Raw genomic sequence first — 26434 nt, forward strand, 5'->3', positions numbered from 1 at the left:
AGAAAATGCGTCAAAGCAAGACTCTAGAGCGAATTCCGTGAGCCAAGGCGAGCGGAAAACGCTCTAGCGATCCGCTGGAAAAATCATGACCGTCATCGATCTGCGCTGCCGCCCGGCCTATCTCCACGACTTCTTCGGCGCCACGCCCGGTAGCCCGGAATTCGAGACCGCGCGGTGGCTGAACCGCCGCGTCGGCACCCGGGGGGACGATGCCCATTTCGTCCGCTCGCTGACCCAGGAGGGCTTCCTCGCCGAAATCCGCGATGCGGGCCTGTCGCGCGCCGTGGTGGTGGGGCGCCACACGCCCTCTCAGCACCTGCCGAACGATCGCATCCACGAGATCGTCTCCGGCCACGAGGCGCTGATCGGCATCGGCTCGGTGGATCCGGTGCTCCAGGGCGAACGGGGCGCCATAGAGGAGATCGAACGCGCGACGGGCGTGCTCGGGCTCAGGGGCATCGACATCGAGCCCGGCTTCGGCGCGCCGCCGCGCCATCCCGACGATCGCCTCTACTGGCCGATCTACGAGCGGCTGCAAGAGCTGGGCGTGCCCCTGTTCCTGATGACGGGCCCGACGACGCCGGACCCCCGCTTCAACGATCCCGCCGGCGTGGCGGTGGTGGCGGCTGCCTTCCCGCGCCTCTCCATCGCTGTCTACCATGGCTATTGGCCACGGGTTCAGGAGATCATCGGCGTCGCGTTCCGTCACGCCAATGTCCACCTCATCCCGGACATGTATCTCTTCCAGCCGGGCCAGGACGCCTATGTGAAGGCGGCCAACAGCTTCCTCGCCGACCAGTTCCTGTTCGGCTCCTCCTATCCGTTCCGGCCGATCCGGCAATCCATCGACGACTACGCCGCCGCGGGGTTCCGCGACGACGTTCTGGAGAGGGTGTTCCACACCAACGCCACGCGCCTGCTGCGGCTGTGAAACCAATGGCCCGTGAGCTTGGCTCATGGGCCATTGGTCAAGCCCGCGCGGCGCTTGAGCGTCACCCACTCGGCATCGGTCGAAGACCGAGGCCGATGGTATGAGAGACCCTCGCCGCGACCCCTGACCTCGATCTCCGTCAAGGCCGAGGGCCGTCTCGTGCCGGTCGAGAAGATGGTTCAGGGCCTTGCGCACTGCCGGCAGCATCTCCGCCTCACTACGTCGCCTTACTGGGCCGCTTCGAGACTTTGCGCGACCTCGTCGCGGCTGAGGCGCGCCGGATCGATGGCCGCCAGCTCCCGGCGGGTGCGCTCCTTGATCACGTCGGCCATGGCGAAGGACTGGTCGTTGCTGCGCCACACATCGACGATGGTGTGGGCATAGCGCTCCATGGAGCGCCGGCCGCCGTCAGGGCCGCAGACGAGGAGTTGAAGGCCCAGTTCCTGGCTGAACGCGACCATCTGCAGCCGCACCTTCTCGTCGAGCTTGGAGAAGGCCTCGTCGAAGGCCGCGAGGCACAGGCCATCCACATCCTCGCCGTTGCGTGCGCGGGCCCCGCCGTAATAGACCGAGGACAGCGCGGACAGCAGGGCCACGTAATAGGGCGTCTGCGTCTCCCCGCCGGAGGCCGTGCCCTTGCGCGCCGCCCACGACACCGTCCGGTTGGAAGCAACGTCGGTGATCTCCAGCTCGAACTTGAAGTAGCGCCGGTAGTCCTCGTAGGCCTCGATGTCGATGTCGTCATCCAGCAGCACGTTCTCGACGATACGCATGTCCTCGGCGAAGGGGTTGTCATCGTCGATGGCACCCCGGAAAAGAGGCATGCTGCCGGCCTCCCGCTCCAGCTCCTTCTGCTTGTCCACGATGCGGTGGAACGCCTCGTAGCCCGGTGCCTGGCTGCTTCTGAACGTGTAGCGCTCGCCGAGGAATTCGTAGCGCCTGAGCACGTCGCGGATGGCGCGCAGCTCTTCCTCCACCCCGGCGAAGCGGGCGATCAGCACGTTGACGAAGCTGTTGCGGAAGATGTCGTTGGTCTTCGCGCGGGCCTCCTCCAGTTCGCGGCGATAGGTGACGAGGGTTTCGTTCTCGATCTCCTCCGCCAGTTGCTGCGCCCAGGGACGGATATCTTTTTCGAGATCCGGCCGCGGGCCGAACTGCTCGCTCTGCTTCAGCGCGGAAAGGCAGGCGCGCGCTTCTTCGGCGCAGTCCCGTTCCAGCTCGACGATCTCATCCCTTGCATCATCCGCCGCCGCCTGCGCAGCTTTCTCCAGAGCCGACAGGGACTTCGATGCAGCGAGGCCCGCCACGTAGGCCTTCATCGGCTCCACCACCAGATGCCGGCGCATGTCGGAGCGGCAGCGGTCGCGAACAAACTTCGCATGCAGGTAGGAACCAACCGCCTGGGGGCCATTGCCGAGCGTTGCCTTGGCGATGCTCGCTGCCGCATGAAGCTGGTCCACCTCCTTGCGAAGCGCCTGCTTTTCCTCGGTGGAGTCCTTCAGCGCCTGTGCGAGGAAGGCGATGTCCGCGTCGAGCCCGCCAACATCGGCGTCGGCGAGGCGGTCGATCTCGTCCTGCGCCTCCCTGCGGCGGGCAAGGAGCGCCGCAACCTCGGCCGATCCGGTCGCGAAGGGCGCCGCCGGCCCGTCCGCGCCGGCATGGGCGGCGAGCCAGCGCAGCAACGCCTCCACCGTCTCCAGATGGCGCCGCTCCGCCTCGGCGGTGGACTGCGCGGCCTTGAGTTCCCCCGCAAGCGCGGCGAGCCGCTCCCCTGCCGCCCGCGCGGCGCTCTCCAGCGCACGGGACCCGATCTTGAGGCCGCCGTGGGGCTCCCGCACGTCGATGGCGACGCCGTCGTCATAGGTGCCGTCGGCCAGGATCCAGCGGCCCTGGCGGTCGAAATCCGTCTTCGAAGCGGCAAGCCCCACGCGCCCGGTGCGATGGACGACATAGGCCATGGCGAGCGGGTCAGAGCCAGAGAAGACGCTGGCCAGCATGCCGCGCTGCGGCCGGTGATCCATGGTCTGGAGCTTGCGGGTGTTGGCGATGCGCGCGCCCCGGAAGTCAAACCGCTCCCGCGAGCGGATGTCGATGGCCTCGTGGCAATGGGCGGGTGAAACGAAGATGGCCTCGCGATCGGCGCCGAGAAAGCCCTCGGCGGCGAACCGCCAGTCGTCGTCCACGATATCGACCAGCTCGGCGAGGACGCGCGGACCCATACCAGCCGCGCGCAGCCGGCGCATCATGGCCTCCACCTGGGGGCTCAGCGAGATGCGGCCGGCCTGCGCCTCGCTGACGATGCGCTCCAGATCCCGGCGCTCCGCCTGCAGCCGCCCGAGGCGCGCGGCCGCATCCGCATGGCGTCCGGCGACGACGTCGCGCAAGTGCGGCGCCATGGAGCCCACCTCGGCTGCGATGGCATCAAGGCGTTCGGGAGCCGATGACATGGCGTTGCGGTCGAGACCGCCGGGCAACAAAGCGGCGGCGTCCCGCGCCAGCATCTTCAGCGTGCCGAAGACCGCATCGCCCTCGGGGATCTGCGCCACCTCCTCCAGCCGGGACAGGAGCCGGCCGCCGCCCTCCGGCCCGAAGAGCGGCCGGCGGATGGCATCGACCTCACCGTCGATCAGCGCCATGTCTTTGCGCAGCAACTCCTGGCGGTCCATGGAAAGGGCTTCGCGCCGCCGCATGCGGGCCTCGTTCAGCTCTTCATTGATCCGCCCGATCTCGGCTTCGCACTGCGTCTCCTCCCGCAGCTTGTCCCGGTGCTTTTTCGAAACCGCGGCATGTTTGCGCCGGGTATCGATATACGCCCTCAGCGCCGCGGAGATGCGGGCGCGCAGCACGATCCACATCTCCCGGTCGAGGTCCTCCCGTGCGATGCGCAGTTCGTCGAGGTGCCCCAACAGGTGATTGAGAGCCGCGAGGTTGCCGGACAGCTCCTTCACCTGCTCGGCCGCGTCCCGGTAGAGCTGGATCGAACGACGGAGCGCGCTCACCTGGATCGGCCGGTCCTCCAGCAGGTAGGTGCGCACGAACTCGTCCGCACTCGCCATCTCCTTGAAGGTGATCGCGTTTATGAGGTTGCGGATGTAGGGGCCGGCGAGCGCCGAACGGCGCCGCGCAAACAGCACGTAGGTGTATTCGCGCACGAACTCCTTTGCCGTATCCCGCCATTCGTCGAGCCGGCCGCCGGCCTTCTCCACCAGATCCTTGATGCGGGCGCGATTTTCGGCCCAGGGCGCGACGACGACTGAGCCGTCAGGCCCGGGGACCACCATGTCGGAGGCCGTCAGCTCGCATCCCGTCGCCACGAAGCGCGTCGCAACGTGGACCGAGCTCTCGGACACCTTTGCCTCCAGCGCCACCCCCAGGGTCACGGACGGCTTCACGCCCTTCGGATCGCGAAAGACGACGAGGATGTAGGAGCTGGAGGCCTGCCGCAGCACGCCGTCCACATCGCTCGACAGGCGCCCGAGGCAATAGGCCTGCACCGTCCGGCGGTGCGTGCCGCGGCCACCCTTCTCGGCCGCGACGCGGTTGAGATCCATCTGTCCCTGGTCGCAGCCGGTCATCACCGTCTGGAGCGCGTCGAGCAGCGTGCTCTTGCCGCTCTTGTTCTCGCCGCTGATGCCGATGACGGGCCCTGTCAGGGGAATGTCCATGAGGGGAAACAGGTGCCAATTGACGAGGCCCATATGCACGAGATGCATGTCAGCCGGCCTCCCTTTCGTCCGCGTCCGGCGCCTGCGCACCTGAGGCGGCCTCCTCCTCCCGCCTCAAGGCGAGGTCCTCCCCGTCGAGATAATTGGCAAGGCGCATCAGCGCGTCCTCCCCGGCGAGGAAGCGGACGAAGGGGCGAATCAGCATGGGCGCATCCCCGGCCTCGGGATCGAACGGCCCCACCGAGACGATCTCTTTCGGCTCGAACTCGCTCTTCAGGATGTCGAGGAAGCGGTCGACATCGAGGGCGGGCCCCTTGCCGGCGATCAGCTTTTCCTCGAGTTGTTCCCACACCGCGGTCACGCCGGTGACCGCATTGGCACGGGCGTCCACCTCGCCGCTCTCCATCGACCGTTGCCAGTGCAGCGCCAGCGCCAGCAGCACCAGCGTGTTGGTGGGCGACATCTTCCGCACCACGGCCTCGTCGGGGCGCGGCAGGATGCCGTACCAGCCCTCCTCGTCATTGAACTGGAAGTCGTATCCCGCAAGGTCGAAATGCGCCCGCACAACCTCGCGCAGGCGGGGATTGTCGAACACCCGGCGGACCGCGCCCGCGCCGACGGAAACCAGGAAGAACTGCCTGTGCATCAGATGGTGGATGGCGCGCCTCACGTCCGCGAGGCGCTCCGGGGAGAGATCGCGCAGGGTCTCATGCAGCATCCTGTTCGGCTCCCTTGCGCGCGATAACGAAGTCGTCGCACGCCATGTAAGGGTTGTCGACACGCCCCCCGCCGGGCCGTTCCCGAAGCTCGAAGGCCTCGGCGATCACAACCGGCAGAGCCTTGCGCCGCAACATCAGATGGAGGGCGTCGAAGGCGAGGAAGTCGTCGATCGTCTCCAGGACCAGCTCCGACGCGTGCACCATCCGCCGGCCCTCCAGCCGCTCGTCGAGAAAGGCCCGGATTCGTCCCTCGCTCGGATGCAGCCGCCTGAGATAGGCCTTCTTGAGGCGCTGCAGCTGCAGGTCGACGGGATCCGGCAACCGGACCGCCACCGCCGCGGCGCCCACTGGCTGTCGCTCGCGCGCGGGCCGCGCATGCAGGTGCACCGCGAACGGACGCTCGTAATGATCGAGATAGCCCACGATGCGTTCCTGATCCAGCGTCTCCGGCCGGCGCCCCGAAACAGCGACGAGACGGTCGAGCGCCGCCTCCAGCCGGTCAGCGAAATTGCGTCTGCCGCGGCTCTTGTAGCGCAGCATGTTGCGCAGCCGACCCTCCAGCTTCTCCTGGAAGTCGCGAATCCGCTCGAACATCACATCCACATGGCTCAGCATGCCATGGACCGCCTCGAAGTCGGCGACGACGCGGGCCTCCGCCGCCTCGATCAGGGCCTCCCGCTCCGGATCATCGTCCCCCTGCCTTACCAGCATCTCCGCATCGTCATGCTCCGCATAGGTCTCGGCCATGGCGCGGAGCACGTCGCGATCGGATGCGAGGCGCGCCGCCTTGGCAAGGGTCTCGGCCTTGTAGCGATAGGGATGGTTGGTGGTATGGATGGCGGCGAAGTCCTTGAGCAGCAGACGTTTCACGAACCTCTCGAAGAAGATCGCCGTGCGCGCGCGCTGCCCCTCGCCCTCGATCATCTCGGACCGGATGCGCTTCAGGTCGGCCAATATGGCACGCAGGTGCCGCACGAAACTCTCGAGATCCCGCCGCACGTGCGAGAGCGAGGGGGCGTTGCGGCGCGGATCCGACCGGATTCCGTCGAGAGCGAGATTGAGCTGGACGAGGGTGCCGGAAAACGCGAGCGCGAAGCCATCCCGGATTCGATAAAGCGTCTCCATGACGGCGAGGCCACCCGGCGACATATCCACCGTCACGACGATCCCGAACTTCTCCTCCTCGAGCCAGCCCCAGGCGATGAGGTTCTCATAGGTGCGCACCGCCATGTTGCGGGCGGCATCGACCACCTCCTGCCGCGCCCCGCCCATGTTCCGGCCGATGCTGGCGCGCCGCCGCCCACGTGTCTTCATCTCGGGCAGGTCGGCGAGGTCCTCTGCGGTGGTGGAGAGGAAATCCGGATTTTCCCGCAGTGTCTCGTAGATCTCTGCGATCACCTCGCTGTTGCGGGGAAAGCGGGGTGTTTCCTTGTAGAAACGCTCATAGATCCGGATGAGGCACGCTTCATGGAAATGCTTGTTCGCACGGCTGAACGGCAGGAAGAAATTGTCGTCGAGATGAGCGAACAGGGCCATTTGGCCGGAACCCCTTTTTCAGGCGTGAACCAGATGACGAAGAGATGACGGGAACATTGATGATGATCGCGCCATTCTGCAAGCCGTAGAGACGCGCGTTTGCGCCCGTCGTGAATGACGAGGCGTCGAAACGGCTCAGATCCATGGGAAGGTGCGTTCGGCCCCGCCAACCGTGATCGCCAAAGATGATCGGAACTACCGACGCTGCAATGGGCTATGCGGCGGGTGAGGATGCGCATGACGATGGGCTTGCGCATGTCCGGCGTCAGAGCATGCCGCAACACCCTCGGCGCCATGCGTCGGGTTGAAGCCCTGTTGCGCATCCGAAAGCGAGATGCCTTCGGCGCCTCGTGTTCCTCCTCGCCAAAGGGTGCTGGGAGGAAAACGCGAACTCCGAAGCGCCGGCCTGCCGCACTCGAATCAAATCGCTCGTATGCTCACAAGGTCATGCGATCATTTGCTCATTGCTGATCGGCCGGGACCGCGATGGCTTCCCAAGGTGCGTCCCATGCGCGCCATCCGCGACGCCGGACGGGATCGAGTCCAGCAGCAACCGGGTATAGGGCTGCCGGGGGTTGTCGAAGATGTCGGCGACGGTCCCGTGTTCGACGATGCGGCCCCGGTGCATCACCGAGACGGTATGGGCGAGTTGGCGCACCAGGGCCAGGTCGTGGGAGACGAAGACATAGGTCAGGCCCAGATTAGCCTGCAGCGTGAGCAGCACCTCGACGATGTCGGCCTGGACGGTGACGTCGAGCGCGGAGGTGGGCTCGTCGAGCACGATCACGTCCGGCCTGAGGACCAGCGACCGGGCGATGGCCACGCGCTGGCGCTGGCCGCCGGACAGGGCGGCCGGCCTGCGGGAGAGCAGGTGCGGGCCCAGCCCCACATCGGCCAGAGCCTCGCGGACCCGCTCATCCCGCTCCTTGCGGGTGCCGATCTTGAACCGGTCGAGCGGCTCGCGCACCAGCTGCTCGATCGTCCAGGTCGGGTCGAGGGAGGTGAACGGGTTCTGGTAGACCAGCTGAAGGTGGCGCCACACCGCGCGCAACGCGCCCGGCGCGCGACCGGTGAGCCGTTCGCCAGCCACAGAGATGGTCCCGGTATCCGGCGCCTCCAGCCCGAGCAGCAGCCGGATCGTCGTCGTCTTGCCCGAGCCAGATTCGCCCACCAGCGCATGCGTGGTGCCGGCCGGGACGGTGAACGACACGTCATCGACGGCCGTCAGCGCCTTGCCATCGACTGTGAAGGTCTTCGTGACGGCGCTGACCTCGATCTTCAGCGCGGTGCCGGCGCTGGTCCCGAGACGACGAAAGCCGGGATCGCGCAAATCGGCGTAGCGGTCGGGGTTGAGGGCCGGAACGTCGGCATGCAGCTTCCTGGCGTATGCCGACGCTGGCGCGGAGAAGACGGTCGCGGTACTGCCGGCCTCCTGGATGACGCCGTCCTTGAGCACCACCAGCGTGTCCGCCCGCTCGGCGGCAATCGCCAAATCGTGGGTGATGAGCAGCAGGCTGATATGAAGCTCGTGCTGCAGCCGCGAGAGCAGGTCGAGGATCCGCTTCTGGATCGTCACGTCGAGCGCCGAGGTCGGCTCGTCGGCGACCAGCAGCGCCGGCCGTGGCAGGACCGCAAGGCCGATCAGCACCCGTTGCAGCATGCCGCCGGACAATTGGTGCGGGTAGGAGTCATACACCCGCTGGGGATTGTCGAGGCCGACCTGGACGAAGGTCTCCAGGATCAGCGCCTTGCGGACCGCCTTGTCGGTTTCGTCGAGGAGCGCGGCGGCCTCCTGCGCCTGGGCGCCGATGGTCCGCACCGGGTTGAGCGCATTGCCGGGGTCCTGCGGCACGAAGCCGACGGCCCGTCCCCTGAGCGGCCGGAACCGGCGCTCGGAGAGCCCCAGCACCTCCTCGCCGTCGAACTCGACGCGGCCGGTGGCGTGCGCCCCGCCGGGAAGCAGCCGCAGCACCGCGCGGGCGATGGTCGACTTGCCCGAGCCGGACTCCCCGATGAGGGCAAGGCTCCTGCCACGGCCGAGATCGAACCCGACATTGGTCACCACCTCCTGCGGCCCGTAGGAGACCGACAGGCCATCGACCCGGAGCAGGGAGGCCGACCGCTGCGGCGGCGGCGCGGTGGTCCCGACGCGGCCGGAGATCGCAGTCAGTCTGTCTTGCGGAGCCATCGGCTGATCCTGTTCACGGAGAGGACGGTCGCGATCGTGACGAGGGCGGGCGCATAAACCAGCCACGGCCATTTCAGGTAGTCCTTGCCGATGGAGATCAGCAGGCCCCAGTCGGAGGCGGGCGGCGGATCGCCGTAGCCGAGGAAAGCGAGACTGGCGATTACCAGGATCGACAGGCCGAACTGCAGCACCGCAAGCGGCAGCACCGAGCGCGAGGCGTTCGGCAGCACGTGCCGCAACAGGATGTGCCAGCGCGAGCCGCCAAAGAGGAACGACGCCTCGACGAAGGTCGCCTGCCGGGTCTTGATGACCTCCGCGCGCATCACCCGGGCAAAGACGGCCACCGCCGAGACGCCGGTGGCGATGGCGGCGTTGGTGGTGTCGAACCCGATGGCGGTGACCACGATGACGGCCAGCAGGAAGTTCGGGATCGCCAGCAGCACGTCGACCAGTCGCGCGAACACGATGTCCACCCAGCCACCGAGGAAGCCGGCGACGAGGCCGATCAGGCCGCCGGCGAGGACACCGATGACCACGGCGATGAGCGCGCTCGTCACCGAGGAGGCCGTGCCGTAGACGACGCGGGCATAAAGATCGCGGCCGAGGTGGTCGGTGCCGAACCAGTGCGCGGCGCTGGGGCCGAGCAGCTTGTCGGCGGGGACGCCGTTGACCGGGTCGTGGTTCGTGAAGAGGCCCGGGGCGAGCGACCAGGCGATCACGAGCGCGATGATGACGAACGCGAGCACGACGGTCGGGGGCACCCGAAGGGCTGCCAGCCGGCGGGTCGCCGTGGCGCGGCGGGCGGAGGACAGGGAAGCGAGGCTCATGCGGTCATCGCCCGGGACGAGTCCGCCGCGCTTTCGTCGGCGACGGTCGGGCGGGGCCTGCCGGCGCCGACGAGCTTCACGCGCGGGTCGAGCAGCGGATAGACGAGATCGGCGAGCAGGTTGACCAGCACGAACACCACGGCCGCCAGCGAGACGACCGCCTGCAGCACGGGCAAATCCTGCGTGGTCACCGAACGCTGCACCAGGCTGCCGATGCCGGTGCGCCCGAACACCGTCTCGGTGATCAGCGAGCCGCCGAGCAGTTCGCCGATGGTGAGCGCGATGACGGTGACGACCGGGAGCGAAGAGGGCTTGAGCAGGTGCCTGGCAAAGAGGCGCACCTGCCCGAGGCCGCGGCCGCGCGCCACGGCGGCATATTCCTGCCGGGACTCATGGTCGAGGTTCGCGATGAGCACCTCGGCGATCTGTGCGGAGACGGGGATGCCGAGCGCCATCGCCGCGAACAGTGTCGCCCAGAAGCTGTCGGGCTCGATCACCCGGAAGAGTCCGAGCTGGAAGCCGAAGACGTGGATCAGCACCAGGCCGATCACGAAATTGGGCACCGACAGGAACAACGACGGGAAGCCCCGAAGGGCGCCCTGGCCGAACCTTCTGGGCAGGAACTGGGTGCCGTAGGCGATCGTCGCAGCGAGCAGCAACGCGACGACGAAACCGGCGGACGCGAGGGTGAGCGTCGAGGGCAGCACTTCGGCGATCAGGGTGGTCACGGGCCGGCTGGACCGCATGGACAGGCCCAGATCGCCGGTCAGGAAGTGGGACAGGGATGTCCACAACTGGACCGCGATCGGCCGGTCGAGGCCCTGGGCGGCGATGATCTCCCGGATCTCGTCCTCGGTGAACCCGTTCTGGGGGTCATGCAGCACATTGGTGATGGGATCGCCCGGCAGGATGCTGACGACGACGAAGGTGAAGACGTAAGCCAGCAGGATGACGACCACCGCCTGGGCGATGCGTTTTGCGGCGTAGGTCAGGTAGGCGGTCCTCATGCCGGTCACCTCCGCGCGTTGCCCGGTTCTGCTACGACCTACTCGCCTTTCGAGGCCGTGTAGTAGCTGGCGTAGGCAATGCCATTGTAGACTTCGCCCCTGAGCTTCGGCGACTGCACATAGATCCGCTGGACGATCTGCGTGCGTGGGATGAAATAGCCCTGCTCGAGGACGTATTTCTGCAACGCGTCGAGAAGCGGGGCCCGGATTTCGGCAGAGCCGGCGCTGGCGATCTTGTCGCGCAGTTCGTTGAGCTTGGGATCGCTCTCGCCGAGGGCGAACCAGTTCTCGCCGTTGTTGGCGTTGGTGAGGATACTGGCCACGGTGCCGGCATCGATGAAGCTGCGCGTCACTTCGTAGGCCGGCACGGCCGGGCCGCCGAACCTGACCTTCTCGCCGAACGTCACCACGTCGTAGGCCCGGATGGAGACCTTCCAGCCGATCTTGCCGAGTTGCTGGGCAATGAGCTCGTCGATCGCCTTGGAGGTCGCAAGATAGGGGTTGGAGTGGAGCGTCAGCGTGAGGGGCTTACCGTCCTTGGTGCGGATGCCGTCGGCGCCTCGGGTCCAGCCCGCCTCGTCGAGAAGCTTCCCGGCCTTGTCGGGGTTGTAGGCCAAAAGGTCGCCGTGGTCGGTCGCGCCGGGCACGTTGCTCTGGATGAAGGACGTGGCCAGCTTCCAGTCGGGCGTGTAGACGGTGTCGATGATTTCCCGGCGGTTGATGACGGCCTGAAGGGCCTGGCGGACCTTCACATCGTCATAGGGCGCCAGCCTGGTGTTGATCGCCAGGCCATTGACGAAGCCGAGATAGCGCGGCGTGGCGACGGTGAAGCCCGCCTCCTTGAGGGACTTCAGCTCCTGCGGCGAGGCGCTGTAGGCGATGTCGGCCTGGCCGGACTGGACGGCGGCGACCCGCAGCGATGGCTCGGACACCAGCTTGTAGGTGATCGTATCGAGATAGGCCGGGCCGGTGTGGCCGACCGCGGGGGGGCCCCAGTTGTAGTCCTTGCGCTTGACCAGCCTGACGAAGTCGCCCTCCTTCCAGGCCTCGACCACATAGGGGCCGCTGCCGGAGGTCTTGCCCAGGTCCGCCTGCTGGGAGGCGGGCTGCGCGATGGTCCTGGGAGAGATGAGGATCGAGCCGTGGTAGCCGAGCGTCGGGATGAAGCCGAGCGTCGGCGCCTTGAAGAAGACCTTCACCGTGGTGGCGTCCACCGCCTCGGCGCGGTCGTAGGTCTTGGGGAAGAGGCCGATCGGGTTGATGCCCTCGGCCTTGCGGCCGGCGTACCAGATGTCGAGGTTGGCGACGACAGCCGCCGCGTCGAGCGGGGTGCCGTCGGAGAAGGTCACGCCCTTCTTGAGATGGAGGGTGAACGCGGTGGCGTTGTCGTTCTGCTCCCAGCGCTCGGCGATCCAGGGGCTGACCTTGCCGTCAGCATCCACGTAGACGAGCTTGTCGGTCACGTGACCCCAGATGTGGCCCTGAAAGCTGGAGATCGCGCTGTTGTTGGGAATCCAGGTGCCGCCCAGCGAGTCGATGAGGAAGGTGATGCCGCCGCCATTGCGCGGGCCGTCGGCGCTCCGGGCCGGAGCAAGACCCGCCATCGCCACCAGGGCGGCGGTCGCCAGCGCCGAAGTTGTGAGCAGCACACGGCGCCGGGACAGGGAAATCAAAGATGAAATCTCGATCATGAAAATATCCTGATGGCTCGAATCGTGTCCTTGCGGCAGCGATGACCATCTACGGTCTTCGCTTTGCTGCATTCGATGTCATTGAACCGGCCGTCTAGCGTGGAGAAGCTTGCGTGGAAAAAGGAAAGCAAAGCGCGCCGGGCTCCGTCGCGCCGTCCGCCTCGAGAATGAGGACGTTGAGATGCTGGCGGCACTTCGCCACGACTTGCCCCTTGGTCGATGCGATGGGCGGCTGAAACCGCGATGCCGGGCCAGTCTATGGCTTAATAATATTTTGTCTATTTATTTTATCAAATAAAGACCCGATAGAAGTGGTCAGCGGTGTCCGCAGGCCAAGCGCAGATGGCATATTTAATTCAGCTCGGCGTATCGACAGGGTCGCCTGGATTGGCGCCCCCGTCGATGCGCAAGGCGCCAGGATCAGTCATGTCCGCCATCTCCAACGCTCTTGAGGACGTGGTCCACATGAGCGCGTGCCGGCAAATCTCAGCGTGCGCGGCGCGCAGACCAAGCGCTGCGCCGCCGATCTCACAATTCAACTCGTGAGGTGACGAACGTGTCTCCCGTCTGCCCGGCCCACCTGCGTGGCCTGCGTCTCCCCCGTCGCTCCGTCCTCTTCGGCGGCCTCGCGGCCGGACTTCTGGCCGGTCTCGCGCTGACCAAAGCGGCGGCGGCGCAGACGCCGGAAAAAGTGCGCATCGGCTACCAGCGCTCCTCCACCCTCATCACCGTGCTGAAGACCAACGGCACGCTCGAGAAGGCCCTCGCTCCCCTCGGCGTGGAGGTGTCCTGGCACGAGTTCACCAGCGGCCTGCCGCTGCTCGAAGCCGTGAACGTGGGGTCCATCGATTTTTCCGCCGACGTGGCCGACACCGTGCCCATCTTCGCCCAGGCCGCAGGAGCGCGGCTCGTCTACGTTGCGGACGAGGCGCCCTCTCCCTCAGCGCAGGCCATCCTGGTGCCCGCGGGCTCGCCCATCGCCACGCTGGAACAGTTGAAAGGCAAGAAGATCGGCGTCACCAAAGGCGCCGGAAGTCACTACCTTCTGCTGGCCGCGCTGGCGAAGGCCGGCCTTGCCATCCGCGATGTGACGCCGGCCTACCTCACGCCGGCCGATGCCCGCGCCGCCTTCGTCAGCGGCAACCTGGACGCCTGGGTTGCATGGGATCCGTTCCTGGCCAGCACGCAGAGCCAGTCCGGCGCGCGTGTCCTCGCCGACGGCACCGGGCTTGCGAGCTACAAGCGCTATTATCTCGCCACCGAGGACTTCTCGAAGCGTGGCGACAAGGTGCTCCAGGTGCTGTTCGAGCGCCTCAAGGCCACCGGTGACTGGGTGAAGGCCAATCCCGGCCCGGCCGCCGAGACTCTCGCCGGCCTGTGGGGCATCGATGCTGCAACAGTGGAGAAGGCCAATGCGCGCCGCTCCTACAAGGTCGGCGCAGTGACACCGGCAGGGCTCGCCGAGCAGCAGAAGATCGCCGATACCTTCTTCGCCGAAGGCGTGCTGCCGAAGAAGGTGGACGCGTCCGACGCCGCTACCTGGAAACCCGCCACCCCCTGACCGGCCAAGGGCAGGTCCCGCCCCTGCTTTCACCGTGCCATCGAGAGACCCGATGTCCCCTCCGCGCCGCCTGCACCTGGGTGCCTTCATGCGCCCGGTGAGCATCCATACGGGCGCCTGGCGCTATCCCGGCGCCTTCCCGGATGCCAACTTCAACATCGCGCACCTGCGCCGCTTCATCCGCAAGCTGGAGGAAGGCAAGTTCGACGCCTTCTTCATGGCGGATCACCTCGCCGTGCTCAACATGCCCATCGAGGCGCTGAAGCGCAGCCACACGGTGACCTCGTTCGAGCCGTTCACGCTGCTCTCCGCCCTCGCCGGGGCGACAGAGCACATCGGCCTCGTGGGCACCGCCTCCACCACCTTCGATGCGCCGTTCCACATCGCCCGCCGCTTCGCCTCGCTCGATCACATCTCCGGCGGGCGGGCGGGATGGAACATCGTCACCACCTCAAATCCCGACGCCGCGCTCAATTTCGGCTTCGACGAGCAGATGGAGCATGCCGCGCGCTATCGCCGCGCACGCGAATTCTATGACGTGGTCACCGGCCTGTGGGACAGCTTCGCCGACGACGCCTTCGTTCGCGACACGGCATCGGGCCTCTATTTCGATCCCGGGCGCATGCACGTGCTCGACCACAGGGGCGAACACTTCACGGTCCGTGGACCGCTCAACATCGCCCGCCCGGTGCAGGGCTGGCCGGTGATCGTGCAGGCCGGCGCCTCCGACGACGGACGACAGCTGGCGGCGGAGACGGCGGAGGTCGTGTTCACGGCCGTGAACTCCATCGAGGCGGGCCGCGCCTTCTATGCGGATGTAAAGGGGCGGGTGGAACAGGCGGGCCGCAGCCGCGACCACCTGAAGATCCTGCCCGGTGCGCTGGTGGTGGTTGGCGACAGCATCGAGGAAGCGCGCGAGACCCGCGCCCGGCTCGATTCGCTGGTGCACGAGGCAAGCGCAATCGCCTCCCTCTCCATCGCTCTCGGGGTGGATGCCTCGCGCTTCGATCCGGACGGGCCGCTGCCCGAGATCCCGCAGACCAACGCCGGCAAGAGCGGACGCGAGCGCGCCATTGCCTTGGCCCGGGCGGAGAATCTCACGGTGCGCCAGCTTGCCCAGCGGCTCGGCGGACACGGCGGGCTCGCCTTCGTGGGCACCCCCCAATCCATCGCCGACACGATGGAAGAATGGCTCGTCACCGAGGCATCCGACGGGTTCAACATCATGTTCCCGTTCGTCCCGGACGGGCTGGACGCCTTCGTGGACAAGGTGGTGCCGGAGCTCCAGCGCCGCGGCATCTTCCGACGCGACTATGAAGGCACCACGTTGCGCGAGCACCTCGGGCTGCCGCGCCCGGAGAACCGCTTCTTCCCCCGCGCCTGATTGGGATCATCGCTCGCCGGACTGGCCCACCAGCAAGACCTCCACCGGAACCGTAGAACGGCTACAACGCCTGTCATCCCGCCTGTCCCGCGGCCCTCCCCTGCTCGACCAGCCATCGCTCGAGCGCATCCACGTGCCGCTGGTTGCGCGACACCTTGCGGCGGACGAAATAGTTTCCTGTGTCCAGCTCCACCGCCGGCCCCAATACCTGCAGGCGGCCGGATGCCACATGAGCCCCGATGTAGCGCGCATCGGTGAGCACGACGCCCCCGCCAGCCAAGGCTGCTTCGAGGGCCTGTGCCCTGTTCTCCACCACGATACTGCTCCCGGGCACCGTGCCGCCTTGCCCCGCCCCCTGCCACCACAGCGGCCAATCGCGATACCGGGCGCGGGCGCGGATGACCGGCCAGGAGGACGCAAGCCCGAGCGCAAGGCCCGGCGCCGCGACGGGCACCAGCGTCTCGCGGAACAGCAGCGTCGCCGCGACATCCGGCCAGGCGCCCGACCCGTTGCGGATGGCGCAGTCGACATCTTCCTCATCGAGGCTCACCACCCTCTGCGTCGTGAGCACCGCGATCTCGATGCCGGGATGCGCGCGCTGGAAATCCGGCAGGCGCGGCAGCAGCCAGTTGGCAGCCAAGGTGTTCACCGTGGAGAGCCGGATCTGCCGGCGGCGCCGCTGCAACGGCGCGACCGCCGCCTCGATCCGCTCGATCGCGTCTCCCATGGCGGCGAGGAGGGCGGTGCCGTCATCGGTCAGCACCGAGACCCGGCCCTCGGTCCGGATCAGCCGCGCCCCGAGTTCCGCCTCCAGGTCGGCAATGCGGTGGGAGAGCGCCGACCGCGAGATGCCGAGGGCCTCCGCAGCAGCCCCTTGCCGCGTGTGGCGGGCCAGGGCATCAAGGGCGGCAAGGCCACGCAGCGAAGGCAGGCTGGAAGACATGGCGGCTCCGCTCATCGCGCCCGGACCGGCGATCGGGCAAAAGAGTGAGAACTTCTCACCCATTTGAGCGCAGACATCCGCTAGTTTCCAGCCCTTGACGTTCAAGTGACGGAGCCCTTCATGACCCCCCCTGTGCGGACGCCGCTTGCAGCCAAGGATGTGCCGCCGCGCCGCAAACCCTCGAACTACCCCGCGCCGTTCGCGGCGCGCATGTCCGGGCGCGAAAAGCGCCAGCTCGGCGACGCCTTCGGCCTCTCCCGCTTCGGGGTGAACCTCACCGCCCTCGCGCCCGGTGCGCAATCCGCTCTGCTCCACCGGCATACGCGGCAGGAGGAGTTCGTCTACATCCTCGCCGGCACGCCGACGCTGCGCACGGACGAGGGCGAGTTTGCGCTCGGCCCCGGCATGTGCATCGGCTTCCCGGCGAACGGGCTGGCGCACCACCTCATCAACCGGACGGGCGAGGAGGTGCGCTACCTAGAGATCGGCGACCGGGACCCAGAGGATGCGGGCACCTATCCCGAGGACGATCTGGTGGCCCAGTTTTCCGCCCAGGGCTGGTCCTTCACCCGCAAGGACGGGACGCCATGGTGAGGCGGCGATGATCTCCCACATCCATATCGGCACCAACGACCTGATGGCGGCGAAGCGCTTCTACCAGCCGTTGATGGTTCGCCTCGGCTGGCGCCTGCGCTTCTGCGACCTCGACCGCGGCTGGGCCGGCTGGGAGCCGGCGGAAGGCGGCCGGCCGCTGTTCTTGCTGGGCAGGCCCCAGGATGGCGGCATCGCCGCGGCGGGCAACGGCACCATGGTCGCCCTCCTCGCGCTGGACCGCACGACGGTGGACGACATCCATCGCATGGCGATCGGTGCCGGCGCCGCGAACGAGGGCGATCCGGGCCTGCGACCGCACTACCATCCCGACTATTACGGCGCCTATTTCCGTGACCTCGACGGCAACAAGATCTGCGTCTGCTGCCATGCCGCGCCCATCGACTAGAGCAATTCCAGCAAAAGTGCGAAGCGGTTTTGCGTCCGGAATTGCGATGAAACAAAGCTTTAGAGCATGTTCGGCGAACCGGTGTTTGCCGAACATGCTCTAGCCCTTTCGCCAGGACCGTCCGCGCCTCAGGCGAACTGGAGGCCGTGGCCGACGGACCAGTTCTCCTTCGGGGCATCGGCGATGACGACGAACACGTCCTCGGGCCGGATGCCGGGGCTTTCGCCGAGTAGGTCCGCGATGCGCCGGAACAGCGCCTTCTTCTGCTCCGGCGTGCGGGTGTTGAACACGGTGATGGTGATATAGACGAGATCGTCGCCCCGCTTCACGCCATAGGCAGTGCCATGGCGGAAGTTGCCGGGCGCGTGCTCGGAGATGGTCATGAACTGGTCGTCCTCGGGAACGTTGAGCGCCTCCCGCAGCGCTCGGTAAAGACTGTCCAGAATGGCCTGCCGGTAGGCTTCGGGCTTGCCTGCGCGCAGGGAGACATGAATGAGCGGCATGTGCGGGTCCTTTCCTCGTATGGCCTGCTGCGACGTTAGACGCCGTCTCGTCATTTTGATAAGCTATGGCTGCTCATATCAGTGATAACATTTCATAATGATGGACCATCCTCTCGACCTTGACGCGGTGCGGGCCTTCGTCCGCACCGCCGAGCTGGGCAGCTTCACGCGCGCGGCGGAAGCCCTGCAGACCACGCAGGCCGCGGTCAGCCTGAAGCTGAAGCGGCTGGAAGAGAGGCTCGGCTGCAGACTCCTTGAGCGCACGCCCCGCTATGTGGAACTGTCGGCGCGCGGCGAGGTCTTCCTGAAGGACGCACGCGACCTCCTGGAGATGCACGACCGCGCGCTGGCCGCCTTCGCGCGGGCCCGGCAGCGCCTCGCCATCGGCATCAGCGATCATGTGGCGGGGCCGGAGCTGCCGGCCCTGATTGCCCGCATGAACGCGCAGGACCCGCAGTTGCTCATCGAGATCCGCATCGGATCGTCGGGTGACCTGCTGCAGAGCTTCGACCGGCGGGAGCTCGATACGGTGATCGTCCGCCTGCATGCCGGGCGTAGCGACGGGGAGCTGGTGACCGAGGAAAAGTTCGGATGGTTCGCCGCCCCGCACTGGCAGCACCGCGCGGGTGAGCCCTTGCCGCTCGCCACCATGGCCGAGCCCTGCGGCGTGCGGGCATTGGCCGGGCAGATCCTCGACGCGGCCGGCGTGCCCTGGACGGAAATCTTCGTCGGAGGCGGCGTCGCCGCGGTCGCGGCGGCGGTGACGGCCGGGCTCGGCGTCGCCGCATTGGCCCCGCGCATGCTGCCCTTCGGCGCCGTCGACGTCGGCCGCAGGCTCGACCTGCCAGAGCTGCCGCGCCTGCCGGTGCTGCTCCACACCCGGATCAAGGACGGACGCCCGCGCGACGCGCTCGCCGCGCTTTCCGCCGCCTTCAGGGGCGCCGTGCGGGGCTAGAGCGCGATCCGATCAGATTGAACCAATCTGATCGGTGAATCGCCCTCTAACTCTAAGATAGAGAACGCGTTATCCGATTAGATCGCGATGCGATCTGATCGGCGCGTGCTCTAGACAGAATGTCTGCCACCGTAATGCCCGCCAGCAGTTCCGCCCGCGCAACCCACGTCCTTTGCCTCCGCATCAAAGGATCACTCCGGGATATGATGCGTCTGGGGCGCCGACCAGCCCCTGCCTGTGGCCACCCGTTCCGGACCTACCACCAGCGCGAGGGCCAGCTGCCCCGCCGCGCCAGATTGTGCCAACCGAACGCATACAGCGACAAGAGCACGGCTCCGAGGCCCACCGGCACCAGCAAGAAGCCGGGCTTCATGGCCTCCATCACCACGATGATCGGATTGATGGCGGCCGGGGGATGCATGGTTCCGCTGGCCCGCATGGCCACCATGGCGAGCCCCACCGCCGCCGCGGCAGCGGGCTCGGAACGCCCAAAGGCGGCGAGCATGGCCAGGCCCACCAGCGTCGAGACCAGATGGCCTCCCACCAGCGCCCGCGGCTGGGCGGCCTCGGCTTCGGGCATGCCCAGAACCAGGACGATGGAGGTGGCGAACGGAATGAGGGCCAGAGGCGTCTCGCCGAAATAGGCCGCGATCTCCATGGCCGCGACCGCCAGCGCCCCACCCAGCCCCTGCCAGCACCAGAGCAGAAGCGTGCGCCCATCTTTGCCGAAGAAGGTACGCGTGGGAGCGCGTCTATCGGATGAGGCGCGGGACTGTGGAGCGGAAGAAGGCATGCCTGATTTTGCATCAATGCGCGGCCCATTCGCAAATACGAATTCCGCAGATCAGCAAACCGGGACGGGCCGAGACTCCAAGGTCGCATCCCGTGCGCTTTACCGATGGAAACCGCACCCATGCCTCCCCACCGGAGGGAACCGCTCGGCCGCCGAAGCGGCATGGCATCATCCCCGAACACCATCGTGGGGGTCTTCATCGATGGCGTCGATGATCTCGCGATCGGACAGGTCCGCAGGAGGCAGCGCGTTGAGGGGGGCGGCGAGCAGCCGGTCGATCTGGGCGTAGGTCTCATCCAGCAGCGTCTTGCCCACGGCCTCCTCGATGAGCCGGTAGCGCTCCTCGATGAGCGGCGCCATGTCGGTCACGATCTTTCGGCTGCGCGCCGTCAAGCTCACCAGCATGCGCCGCTGGTCCCCCTCCATCCGATGGCGCTCCACGAGGCCCATCTGCTCCATGCGCACCAGCACCCCGGTGAGGCTGGGGCTGAGGATCTGGCACACCTCGCAGATCTGCCGCGGCTCCAGCGCGCCGAGTTCGCTCAGCGCGCGGATGATCCGCCACTGCGGTTCGGTCAGGCCGAAATGCGTGATGATCGGTCGGAAATGGGCGAGCAGCGCCTCCCGCGCCTTGAGCAACAGCTGGGGCAGGTTCCGATGCGCAATCAACGGGCTCGTGCGCGATCCGGGGCGCGGTACGTGCGGCTTCATCGCAGGTCTCCTCAAGGCGATTTGTAGCACTTGACTTGCGAATATGTTAGTGATTTATGTCGCTAACATGTTAGTAAACAGCCGCGCCAAGCTGCCCAAGGGAGGAAAAGTTGAATAAAAACATTGCCCTGATTGCATTCGCGCTCAGCTTCCCGCAGGCCGCCGCGGCCCAGGAGGTCGTGCTCAAGATCGCGCATTTCCTGCCTGCTGGAGCGCCGGCGCAGCAGAAGGTGTTTCAGCCCTGGTGCGACACGCTGAAGGCCGATTCGGGTGGCCGCATCACCTGCCAGTTCTATCCGGCCATGCAGCTCGGCGGCACGCCGGCTCAGCTTGTCGACCAGGTGCGCAACGGCGTCGCCGACGTGGTGTGGACGGCCCCGGGCTATTCCACCGGCCGCTTCCCCCGCATCGAGGCGTTCGAGCTGCCGTTCGTCGTCGCCGATGCGGCCTCGGGCAGCCGTGCTGTGTGGCAATACTACAAGGCCCATGCCGAGGCCGAGTTCGCGGCCTTCAAGGTCCTCGCCTTCCACGTGGATGGAGGCCAGGCGATCCACACTGCCGGGCGCGGCGTCGCCAAGGTCGAGGACTGGAAGGGCCTGAAGCTGCGCGCCTCCACGCGCCTCGGCGCCAAGACGGTGATGGCCCTGGGCGGAGCCCCGGTGGCGATGCCGCCGTCGCAGCTCACCGAAGCCATCTCCAAGGGCGTCGTCGATGGCGCCATGGGCTCCTGGGAACTGGTGGTGCCGCTCAAGCTGGACGAGGTGACGCGATATCACGCCCAGCCACGCAAGGGCGAGCCCTACCCTTCCGCCACGGTGCTCATGGTGCTGATGAACAAGGACAAATACGAGAAGCTCCCGGCTGATCTCAAGGCCATCATTGACCGCACCACCGGCCTGCCCATGACCGAGACGCTCGGCGCGGTGTTCGATGCGGAGAACGCGCATGCCCATGAGGTGGTCGCCGCCAGCGGTGGCACCGTGACCGATTTCTCCCCAGAATTCGCCGCCGCGATGAAAGAGGCCTCAGCCCCGGTCGAGGCCGAGTGGCTCAAAACCCTCGCCGACCGGGGCATCGACGGCAAGCCGCTGGCGCAGGCGGCCCGGGAGCTCGCAACCACGAAGTAAGCCCGCGGCGGAGCCCGTCTCCGCCGCTCACCCTCGACCATCTGTCGAGACAACCGGCGAACGCGACGACGCCCGTGGCGGCGAAGATCGCGGCCGAAAGATCAGGGAGGTCTAGATGTCCGCTCCGAAGGAGGCTAGCGAGGTTCCGCTTCTCGGCCACAGCCGCGCCCTGCTGCGGCTGAGCGAGGTGTTCGCCTTGTCCGGCGGTGCGCTGTTCATCGCCATGGTCGGCTTGTCGATCGTCTCCATTGTCGGGCGCAAGCTCTGGAGCGCGCCGGTGAATGGCGACATCGAGCTGCTGCAGATGGGGACCGGCATCGCCGCCGCCGCCTTCTTCCCCTACTGCACCATGAAGAACGAGCATCTGCGGGTGGAGTTCTTCACCGAAGGCCTCTCGCCACGGCTGCGCGCCGGCCTCGACGCCCTCGCCAATGTCATGCTGGCAGCCGCCATGGCGTTGCTCGCCTGGCGCAGCGCCGTCCAGGCCCATGAACTTCACGAGGCCGGAGAAGTAACGGTGATGCGGAACATCGCCGTCTGGATCCCCGTGGCCTGCCTCGTTCCGTCCCTTGCCTTGACCGCCATCTGCAGCCTTGACCGCGCGGTCGACTGCCTCACCTCCCGGAGCGCTGCGTCATGAGCGGCATCACCATCGGCCTTGCCGGGTTCGGCTTCATGCTGGTCCTCATGGCCCTGCGGATCCACATCGGCATCGCCATGTTCACCGCGGGCTCGGCCATCTATCTCGTGATGAACCAGGGCAATCTCAACGCCTGGCTGTTCACCCTGAACGACCTCGCCTATGCGCGCCTGTCCAACTACAATCTCTCGGTCATTCCCCTGTGCATGCTGATGGGCCAGTTCGCCACCCATGGCGGCCTGTCGCGCTCCCTGTTCCGTGCCGCAGGCTCGCTGATCGGCCACTGGCGCGGTGGACTTGCCATGTCGAGCTCGCTCGCCTGCATCGGCTTTGGCGCCATCAGCGGCTCATCGCTCGCCACCGCCGCCACCATGGGTCAGGTGGCGTTGCCCGAACTGTTGCAGAAGGGCTATTCCGGGCGCCTCGCCACCGCGACCCTCGCCGCTTCCGGAACCCTCGGCATCCTGGTGCCGCCCTCGGTGCCGCTGGTGGTCTATGCGGTGCTGACCCAGGAATCCATCGGCAAGCTGTTCGCGGCGGCCGTCATTCCCGGCATCATCGCCCTGTGCGGCTACCTGCTGGTGATCCGCATCATCGTCTCCCGCGATCCCGACGCCGGTCCAGCCAGCGCCAAGGCCAGCTGGCGCGAGCGCATCGAGGCCCAGTTCCGGGTCCTGCCCGTGGTCGGCCTGTTCCTCGTCATCGTCGTCGGCATCTATGGCGGCTGGGCGAGCCCGACCGAGGCCACCTCCATCGGCGCCGCAGGCACCGGGCTGATCGCCCTCGTCACCGGCGGGCTGCGGCTGCCACAGCTGCTGACCAGCATCTACCGCACCGCCATCGCCACCGCGATGATCTTCCTGGTGCTGCTCGGCGCGGACCTGCTCAACTCCGGGCTCGCCCTCTCCCAGCTTCCGGTGGAGCTTGCCGACTGGGTGAAGCATTCGGGCCTGCCGCCGCTGCTGGTGCTGGCCTGCATCCTCGGCATCTACATCCTGCTCGGATGCGTGATGGACTCGCTGGCGATGCTCTTCCTCACCGTCCCCATCTTCTATCCGGTGATCATGGGCCTCGACTTCTACGGCATGTCGGCGACCGACAAGTCGGTGTGGTTCGGCATCCTGGTGCTGATGGTGGTGGAGATCGGCCTCGTCCATCCGCCGGTGGGCATGAACCTCTACATTATCAACAAGCTCGCCAAGGGGGTTCCCATGCGGGAGACGGCCTTGGGCGTGATGCCCTTCCTCGCCTCCGACTTTGCCCGGATCGTGCTGCTGGTGCTGTTCCCCGCCATTCCGCTGTTCCTCGTGCGGTTGCCGCACGCCTGAGGGCGCAGGAGAGACTTCATGTATTACGGCGTCATCCTCAACGACACCGCCTCGCTCGAAAGGATCGGACCGCTCGACGCGGCCCCCTACAAGGGCGCGCCGAAGGCCCCGGTGCTCTACATCAAGCCCGCCAATACCGTTGCAGCCGACGGCAGCGCCGTGCGGCTGCCGGCGGGCGAGACCGCGGCGGAGGTGGGGGCGAGCGTCGGCATCGTCATCGGCGCGCCGGCGGCGCGGCTCGACGCGGCCGAGGCCCTGAAGGTGGTCGCCGGCTACGTGCTGGTGGCCGACCTCAGCCTGCCCCATGCCAGCTACTACCGGCCTGCCATCCGCGAGAAATGCTTCGACGGCGCGCTGCCGGTAGCCTCCCGCGTGGTGCCGGTGGCGGAGGCGGGCGATCCCGCGGCCTTCGTGCTCAGGACCTTCATCGACGACGCTCCGGTCGGCGTGCGCAAACTCTCCGACCTGATCCGCGACGTTCCCCGCCTGCTGGCCGACGTAACGGAATTCATGACGCTCCACACCGGCGATGTCCTCCTGACGGGGGTCGAATATCTCGCGCCCACGGCCGGCCTCGGCCAGCACGTGCGCATCGAGGGTGGCGTGCTCGGCACCCTCGGCTTCACCCTGGCGCAGGAGACGGCGCAATGAAGCGGGCCCGCATCGCCTGGCAGGGCGCCATCCACGACGCCGCCCCTCACGGTGCCGACGCACTGCGCCTCGCCGACGGCCGCATCGTCGCGCAGGATCAGGTGGTCTGGCTGCCGCCGGTGGCGCCGCGCACGGTGTTCGCCCTCGGCCTCAATTATGCCGACCACGCCCGGGAGCTGGCCTTCAAGGCGCCGGAGGCGCCGCTGGTGTTCCTGAAGGGCCCCAACGCCTTCACCGGGCACTGCAGCTTCAGCCGCCGCCCGGCGGACGTGGCCTACATGCATTACGAGTGCGAGCTGGCGGTGGTGATCGGCAAGGCCGGCACCCGCATCGCCAAGGACGACGCCTACGCCCATGTGGCCGGCTACACGGTGGCCAACGACTATGCCATCCGCGACTATCTGGAGAACTGGTATCGGCCAAACCTGCGGGTGAAGAACCGCGATGGGCTGACCCCGCTCGGCCCGTTCCTGGTGGACGCCGCGGACGTGCCCGATCCGCACGCCCTGCGCCTCACCACCCGCGTGAACGGCGTCACCACCCAGGAGGGCACGACGGCGGACATGATCTTCAACGTGCCGACGCTCATCGCCTACCTGTCCTCGTTCATGACGCTTTCGCCGGGCGACGTGATCCTCACCGGCACACCGGAGGGCCTCGCCGACGTCAGGCCCGGCGACCGGGTCGAGACTGAGATCGAGGGCATCGGCTGCCTCGTCAACACCATCATCGATGACGCTGACTGGTCCGCCGGCAGCGCCCAGGGAGCGTGAAGCCATGAACACGGTGCAGCATCTCATCGGCGGCCGCGATGTCGCCAGCGCCGCCACCTTCGAGACCATCAACCCGGCCACCGGGCAGGTTCTCGCCGAGGTAGCGAGCGGCGGGCAGGCCGAGGTGGACGCCGCGGTCGCGGCCGCGAAGGCCGCCTTCCCCGGCTGGGCGGCGACGCCGGTGAAGGAACGCGCCCGCCTGCTGCGCCGCCTCGGCGACCTCATCGCCGCCCATGTGCCGGAGATCTCCGAGCTGGAGACGCGGGATTGCGGGCAGGTGATCGGCCAGACCAGGAAGGCGCTGATCCCGCGTGCCGCGGACAATTTCTATTATTTCTCCGAGTTCATCCAGCACCAGCACGGCGAGACCTACGATTCCGATACCGGCCACCTCAACTATACCCTGTGGCAGCCGGTGGGGGTGGTCGCCCTCATCTCGCCGTGGAACGTGCCGTTCATGACGGCAACCTGGAAGACCGCGCCGTGCCTCGCCTTCGGCAACACGGCGGTGATGAAGATGTCGGAGCTCTCCCCGCTCACTGCGAACTATCTCGGCAAGCTGGTGCTGGAAGCCGGCATCCCGCCGGGCGTGTTCAACCTGGTGCACGGCTACGGCCATAGCGCCGGTGAGGCCCTGGTGAGCCACAAGGACGTTCGTGCCATCTCCTTCACCGGCTCCACCGCCACCGGCGACCGCATCGTGCGTTCCGCGGGGCTCAAGAAGTTCTCCATGGAGCTGGGCGGAAAGTCGCCCTTCGTCATCTTCGACGACGCCGACTACGACCGCGCGCTCGATGCGGCGCTTTTCATGATCTTCTCCAACAACGGCGAGCGCTGCACCGCGGGCAGCCGGATCCTGGTGCAGAAGACCATCTACGAGCGCTTCGTCGCCGACTTCACGGCCCGCGCGGCCCGCCTGAAGGTGGGCGATCCACTCGATCCCGAAACCATCATCGGGCCGATGATCTCGCCTGCCCACCGCGAGAAGGTGTTGCGCTATATCGGCATCGGCCAGGAAGAGGGCGCGCGCCTCGTGCTCGGCGGCGGCACCCCGCAGGTTGCGGCCCATCTTGCCGGCGGCAACTGGGTGGAGCCCACGGTGTTCGCCGACGTCGACAACAAGATGAAGATCGCCCAGGACGAGATCTTCGGCCCGGTGCCGTGCCTCATCCCCTTCGCCACCGAGGAGGAGGCCATCTCCATCGCCAACGACACCGCCTACGGCCTGTCCTCGTATCTATGGACCGAAAATACCGGACGCGTGCTGCGCATGGCCAAGGCGATCGAGGCCGGCATGACTTTCGTGAACAGCCAGAACGTCCGCGACCTGCGCCAGCCGTTCGGCGGCACCAAGGGCTCAGGCGTCGGCCGCGAGGGCAACCACTACAGCTACGAGGTATTCTGCGAGCCGAAGAACGTGGCCGTCTCCTACGGCAGCCACCCGATCCCGCGTTGGGGCTCCTGAGGCCGGCCGGACCCGGCGGCCTTGAGTCCCTTACCC

23 protein-coding genes are annotated in these 26434 nt (G+C 67.2%); 12 read left to right on the forward strand and 11 right to left on the reverse strand.

The window, feature by feature from the left end:
* Window positions 1-85: 85 nt before the first annotated feature.
* Window positions 86-931 carry an amidohydrolase family protein gene (locus FZ033_RS21750; protein ID WP_149578157.1) on the forward strand — a complete coding sequence of 282 codons (846 nt, stop codon included), beginning with the start codon at window positions 86-88 and terminating at the stop codon, window positions 929-931.
* Between the two features lie 227 nt (window positions 932-1158).
* Here the strand turns inward: FZ033_RS21750 and FZ033_RS21755 are convergent, their stop codons facing one another.
* The 7 genes from FZ033_RS21755 to FZ033_RS21785 form a co-directional block, all read right to left on the reverse strand.
* The gene (locus FZ033_RS21755; protein WP_149578158.1) at window positions 1159-4644 is read right to left on the reverse strand and encodes an SbcC/MukB-like Walker B domain-containing protein; all 3486 of its coding nucleotides are present in this window, start codon (window positions 4642-4644) and stop codon (window positions 1159-1161) included.
* Between the two features lies 1 nt (window position 4645).
* Window positions 4646-5314 carry a DUF4194 domain-containing protein gene (locus FZ033_RS21760; protein ID WP_149578159.1) on the reverse strand — a complete coding sequence of 223 codons (669 nt, stop codon included), beginning with the start codon at window positions 5312-5314 and terminating at the stop codon, window positions 4646-4648.
* Window positions 5304-6851, reverse strand: coding sequence for a Wadjet anti-phage system protein JetA family protein (locus FZ033_RS21765; protein ID WP_149578160.1), 1548 nt, complete (start codon window positions 6849-6851; stop codon window positions 5304-5306). Before FZ033_RS21765 ends, FZ033_RS21760 begins: the two co-directional genes overlap by 11 nt.
* A gap of 445 nt (window positions 6852-7296) precedes the next feature.
* Window positions 7297-9039 (reverse strand): dipeptide ABC transporter ATP-binding protein, encoded by a 1743-nt coding sequence (locus FZ033_RS21770; RefSeq protein ID WP_149578161.1) that lies wholly within the window; start codon window positions 9037-9039, stop codon window positions 7297-7299.
* Window positions 9018-9866: an ABC transporter permease gene (locus tag FZ033_RS21775; protein ID WP_149578162.1), complete on the reverse strand. Its 849-nt coding sequence runs from the start codon at window positions 9864-9866 to the stop codon at window positions 9018-9020. Before FZ033_RS21775 ends, FZ033_RS21770 begins: the two co-directional genes overlap by 22 nt.
* Window positions 9863-10873 (reverse strand): ABC transporter permease, encoded by a 1011-nt coding sequence (locus tag FZ033_RS21780; protein ID WP_149578163.1) that lies wholly within the window; start codon window positions 10871-10873, stop codon window positions 9863-9865. Before FZ033_RS21780 ends, FZ033_RS21775 begins: the two co-directional genes overlap by 4 nt.
* 38 nt (window positions 10874-10911) lie before the next feature.
* A complete protein-coding gene (locus FZ033_RS21785) occupies window positions 10912-12564 on the reverse strand; it encodes an ABC transporter substrate-binding protein (RefSeq protein WP_149578164.1) in 1653 nt (550 codons plus the stop codon).
* Window positions 12565-13120: 556 nt separating this feature from the next.
* Between FZ033_RS21785 and FZ033_RS21790 the strand changes: the two genes are divergently transcribed.
* The gene (locus FZ033_RS21790) at window positions 13121-14125 is read left to right on the forward strand and encodes an aliphatic sulfonate ABC transporter substrate-binding protein (protein WP_456243181.1); all 1005 of its coding nucleotides are present in this window, start codon (window positions 13121-13123) and stop codon (window positions 14123-14125) included.
* Between the two features lie 52 nt (window positions 14126-14177).
* Window positions 14178-15509 (forward strand): LLM class flavin-dependent oxidoreductase, encoded by a 1332-nt coding sequence (locus FZ033_RS21795; protein WP_149578165.1) that lies wholly within the window; start codon window positions 14178-14180, stop codon window positions 15507-15509.
* A 73-nt stretch (window positions 15510-15582) separates the two neighbouring features.
* Here the strand turns inward: FZ033_RS21795 and FZ033_RS21800 are convergent, their stop codons facing one another.
* Window positions 15583-16515: a LysR substrate-binding domain-containing protein gene (locus tag FZ033_RS21800; RefSeq protein WP_232847607.1), complete on the reverse strand. Its 933-nt coding sequence runs from the start codon at window positions 16513-16515 to the stop codon at window positions 15583-15585.
* A 57-nt stretch (window positions 16516-16572) separates the two neighbouring features.
* Here FZ033_RS21800 and FZ033_RS21805 point away from each other — a divergent pair, with 57 nt between their 5' ends.
* The gene (locus FZ033_RS21805) at window positions 16573-17046 is read left to right on the forward strand and encodes a cupin domain-containing protein (protein ID WP_149578166.1); all 474 of its coding nucleotides are present in this window, start codon (window positions 16573-16575) and stop codon (window positions 17044-17046) included.
* A gap of 7 nt (window positions 17047-17053) precedes the next feature.
* Entirely contained in the window at window positions 17054-17452 is a 399-nt protein-coding gene (locus FZ033_RS21810) for a VOC family protein (RefSeq protein WP_149578167.1), read from the forward strand.
* 128 nt (window positions 17453-17580) lie between these two features.
* On the opposite strand, the gene FZ033_RS21815 is transcribed toward FZ033_RS21810, so the two are convergent.
* Window positions 17581-17955 carry a tautomerase family protein gene (locus FZ033_RS21815; RefSeq protein WP_149578168.1) on the reverse strand — a complete coding sequence of 125 codons (375 nt, stop codon included), beginning with the start codon at window positions 17953-17955 and terminating at the stop codon, window positions 17581-17583.
* Window positions 17956-18052: 97 nt separating this feature from the next.
* Between FZ033_RS21815 and FZ033_RS21820 the strand changes: the two genes are divergently transcribed.
* Window positions 18053-18910, forward strand: a complete 858-nt coding sequence (locus FZ033_RS21820; protein WP_149578169.1) for a LysR family transcriptional regulator — start codon at window positions 18053-18055, stop codon at window positions 18908-18910.
* Between the two features lie 256 nt (window positions 18911-19166).
* On the opposite strand, the gene FZ033_RS21825 is transcribed toward FZ033_RS21820, so the two are convergent.
* On the reverse strand, window positions 19167-19703 hold the full coding sequence (locus tag FZ033_RS21825; RefSeq protein WP_149578170.1) for an HPP family protein: 537 nt from the start codon (window positions 19701-19703) through the stop codon (window positions 19167-19169).
* A gap of 168 nt (window positions 19704-19871) precedes the next feature.
* Window positions 19872-20414 (reverse strand): homoprotocatechuate degradation operon regulator HpaR, encoded by a 543-nt coding sequence (gene hpaR, locus FZ033_RS21830; protein WP_149578171.1) that lies wholly within the window; start codon window positions 20412-20414, stop codon window positions 19872-19874.
* Between the two features lie 110 nt (window positions 20415-20524).
* On the opposite strand from hpaR, the gene FZ033_RS21835 reads away from it, so the two are divergent.
* From FZ033_RS21835 to hpaE, 6 genes are all read left to right on the forward strand, one after another.
* Window positions 20525-21541, forward strand: coding sequence for a TRAP transporter substrate-binding protein (locus FZ033_RS21835; protein ID WP_149578172.1), 1017 nt, complete (start codon window positions 20525-20527; stop codon window positions 21539-21541).
* Between the two features lie 115 nt (window positions 21542-21656).
* Window positions 21657-22181, forward strand: a complete 525-nt coding sequence (locus tag FZ033_RS21840) for a TRAP transporter small permease (RefSeq protein WP_149578173.1) — start codon at window positions 21657-21659, stop codon at window positions 22179-22181.
* Window positions 22178-23509, forward strand: a complete 1332-nt coding sequence (locus FZ033_RS21845) for a TRAP transporter large permease (RefSeq protein ID WP_149578174.1) — start codon at window positions 22178-22180, stop codon at window positions 23507-23509. Before FZ033_RS21840 ends, FZ033_RS21845 begins: the two co-directional genes overlap by 4 nt.
* Before the next feature lie 18 nt (window positions 23510-23527).
* Complete coding sequence (locus FZ033_RS21850) at window positions 23528-24160, forward strand: fumarylacetoacetate hydrolase family protein (RefSeq protein ID WP_149578175.1); 633 nt, start codon at window positions 23528-23530, stop codon at window positions 24158-24160.
* Window positions 24157-24933 carry a fumarylacetoacetate hydrolase family protein gene (locus FZ033_RS21855; protein ID WP_149578176.1) on the forward strand — a complete coding sequence of 259 codons (777 nt, stop codon included), beginning with the start codon at window positions 24157-24159 and terminating at the stop codon, window positions 24931-24933. Before FZ033_RS21850 ends, FZ033_RS21855 begins: the two co-directional genes overlap by 4 nt.
* A 4-nt stretch (window positions 24934-24937) precedes the next feature.
* Window positions 24938-26398 (forward strand): 5-carboxymethyl-2-hydroxymuconate semialdehyde dehydrogenase, encoded by a 1461-nt coding sequence (gene hpaE / locus FZ033_RS21860; RefSeq protein ID WP_149578177.1) that lies wholly within the window; start codon window positions 24938-24940, stop codon window positions 26396-26398.
* The last annotated feature ends 36 nt before the right edge of the window (window positions 26399-26434 follow it).

It is taken from the genome of Xanthobacter oligotrophicus, assembly GCF_008364685.1.
Taxonomy (GTDB): Bacteria; Pseudomonadota; Alphaproteobacteria; order Rhizobiales; family Xanthobacteraceae; genus Xanthobacter; species Xanthobacter oligotrophicus.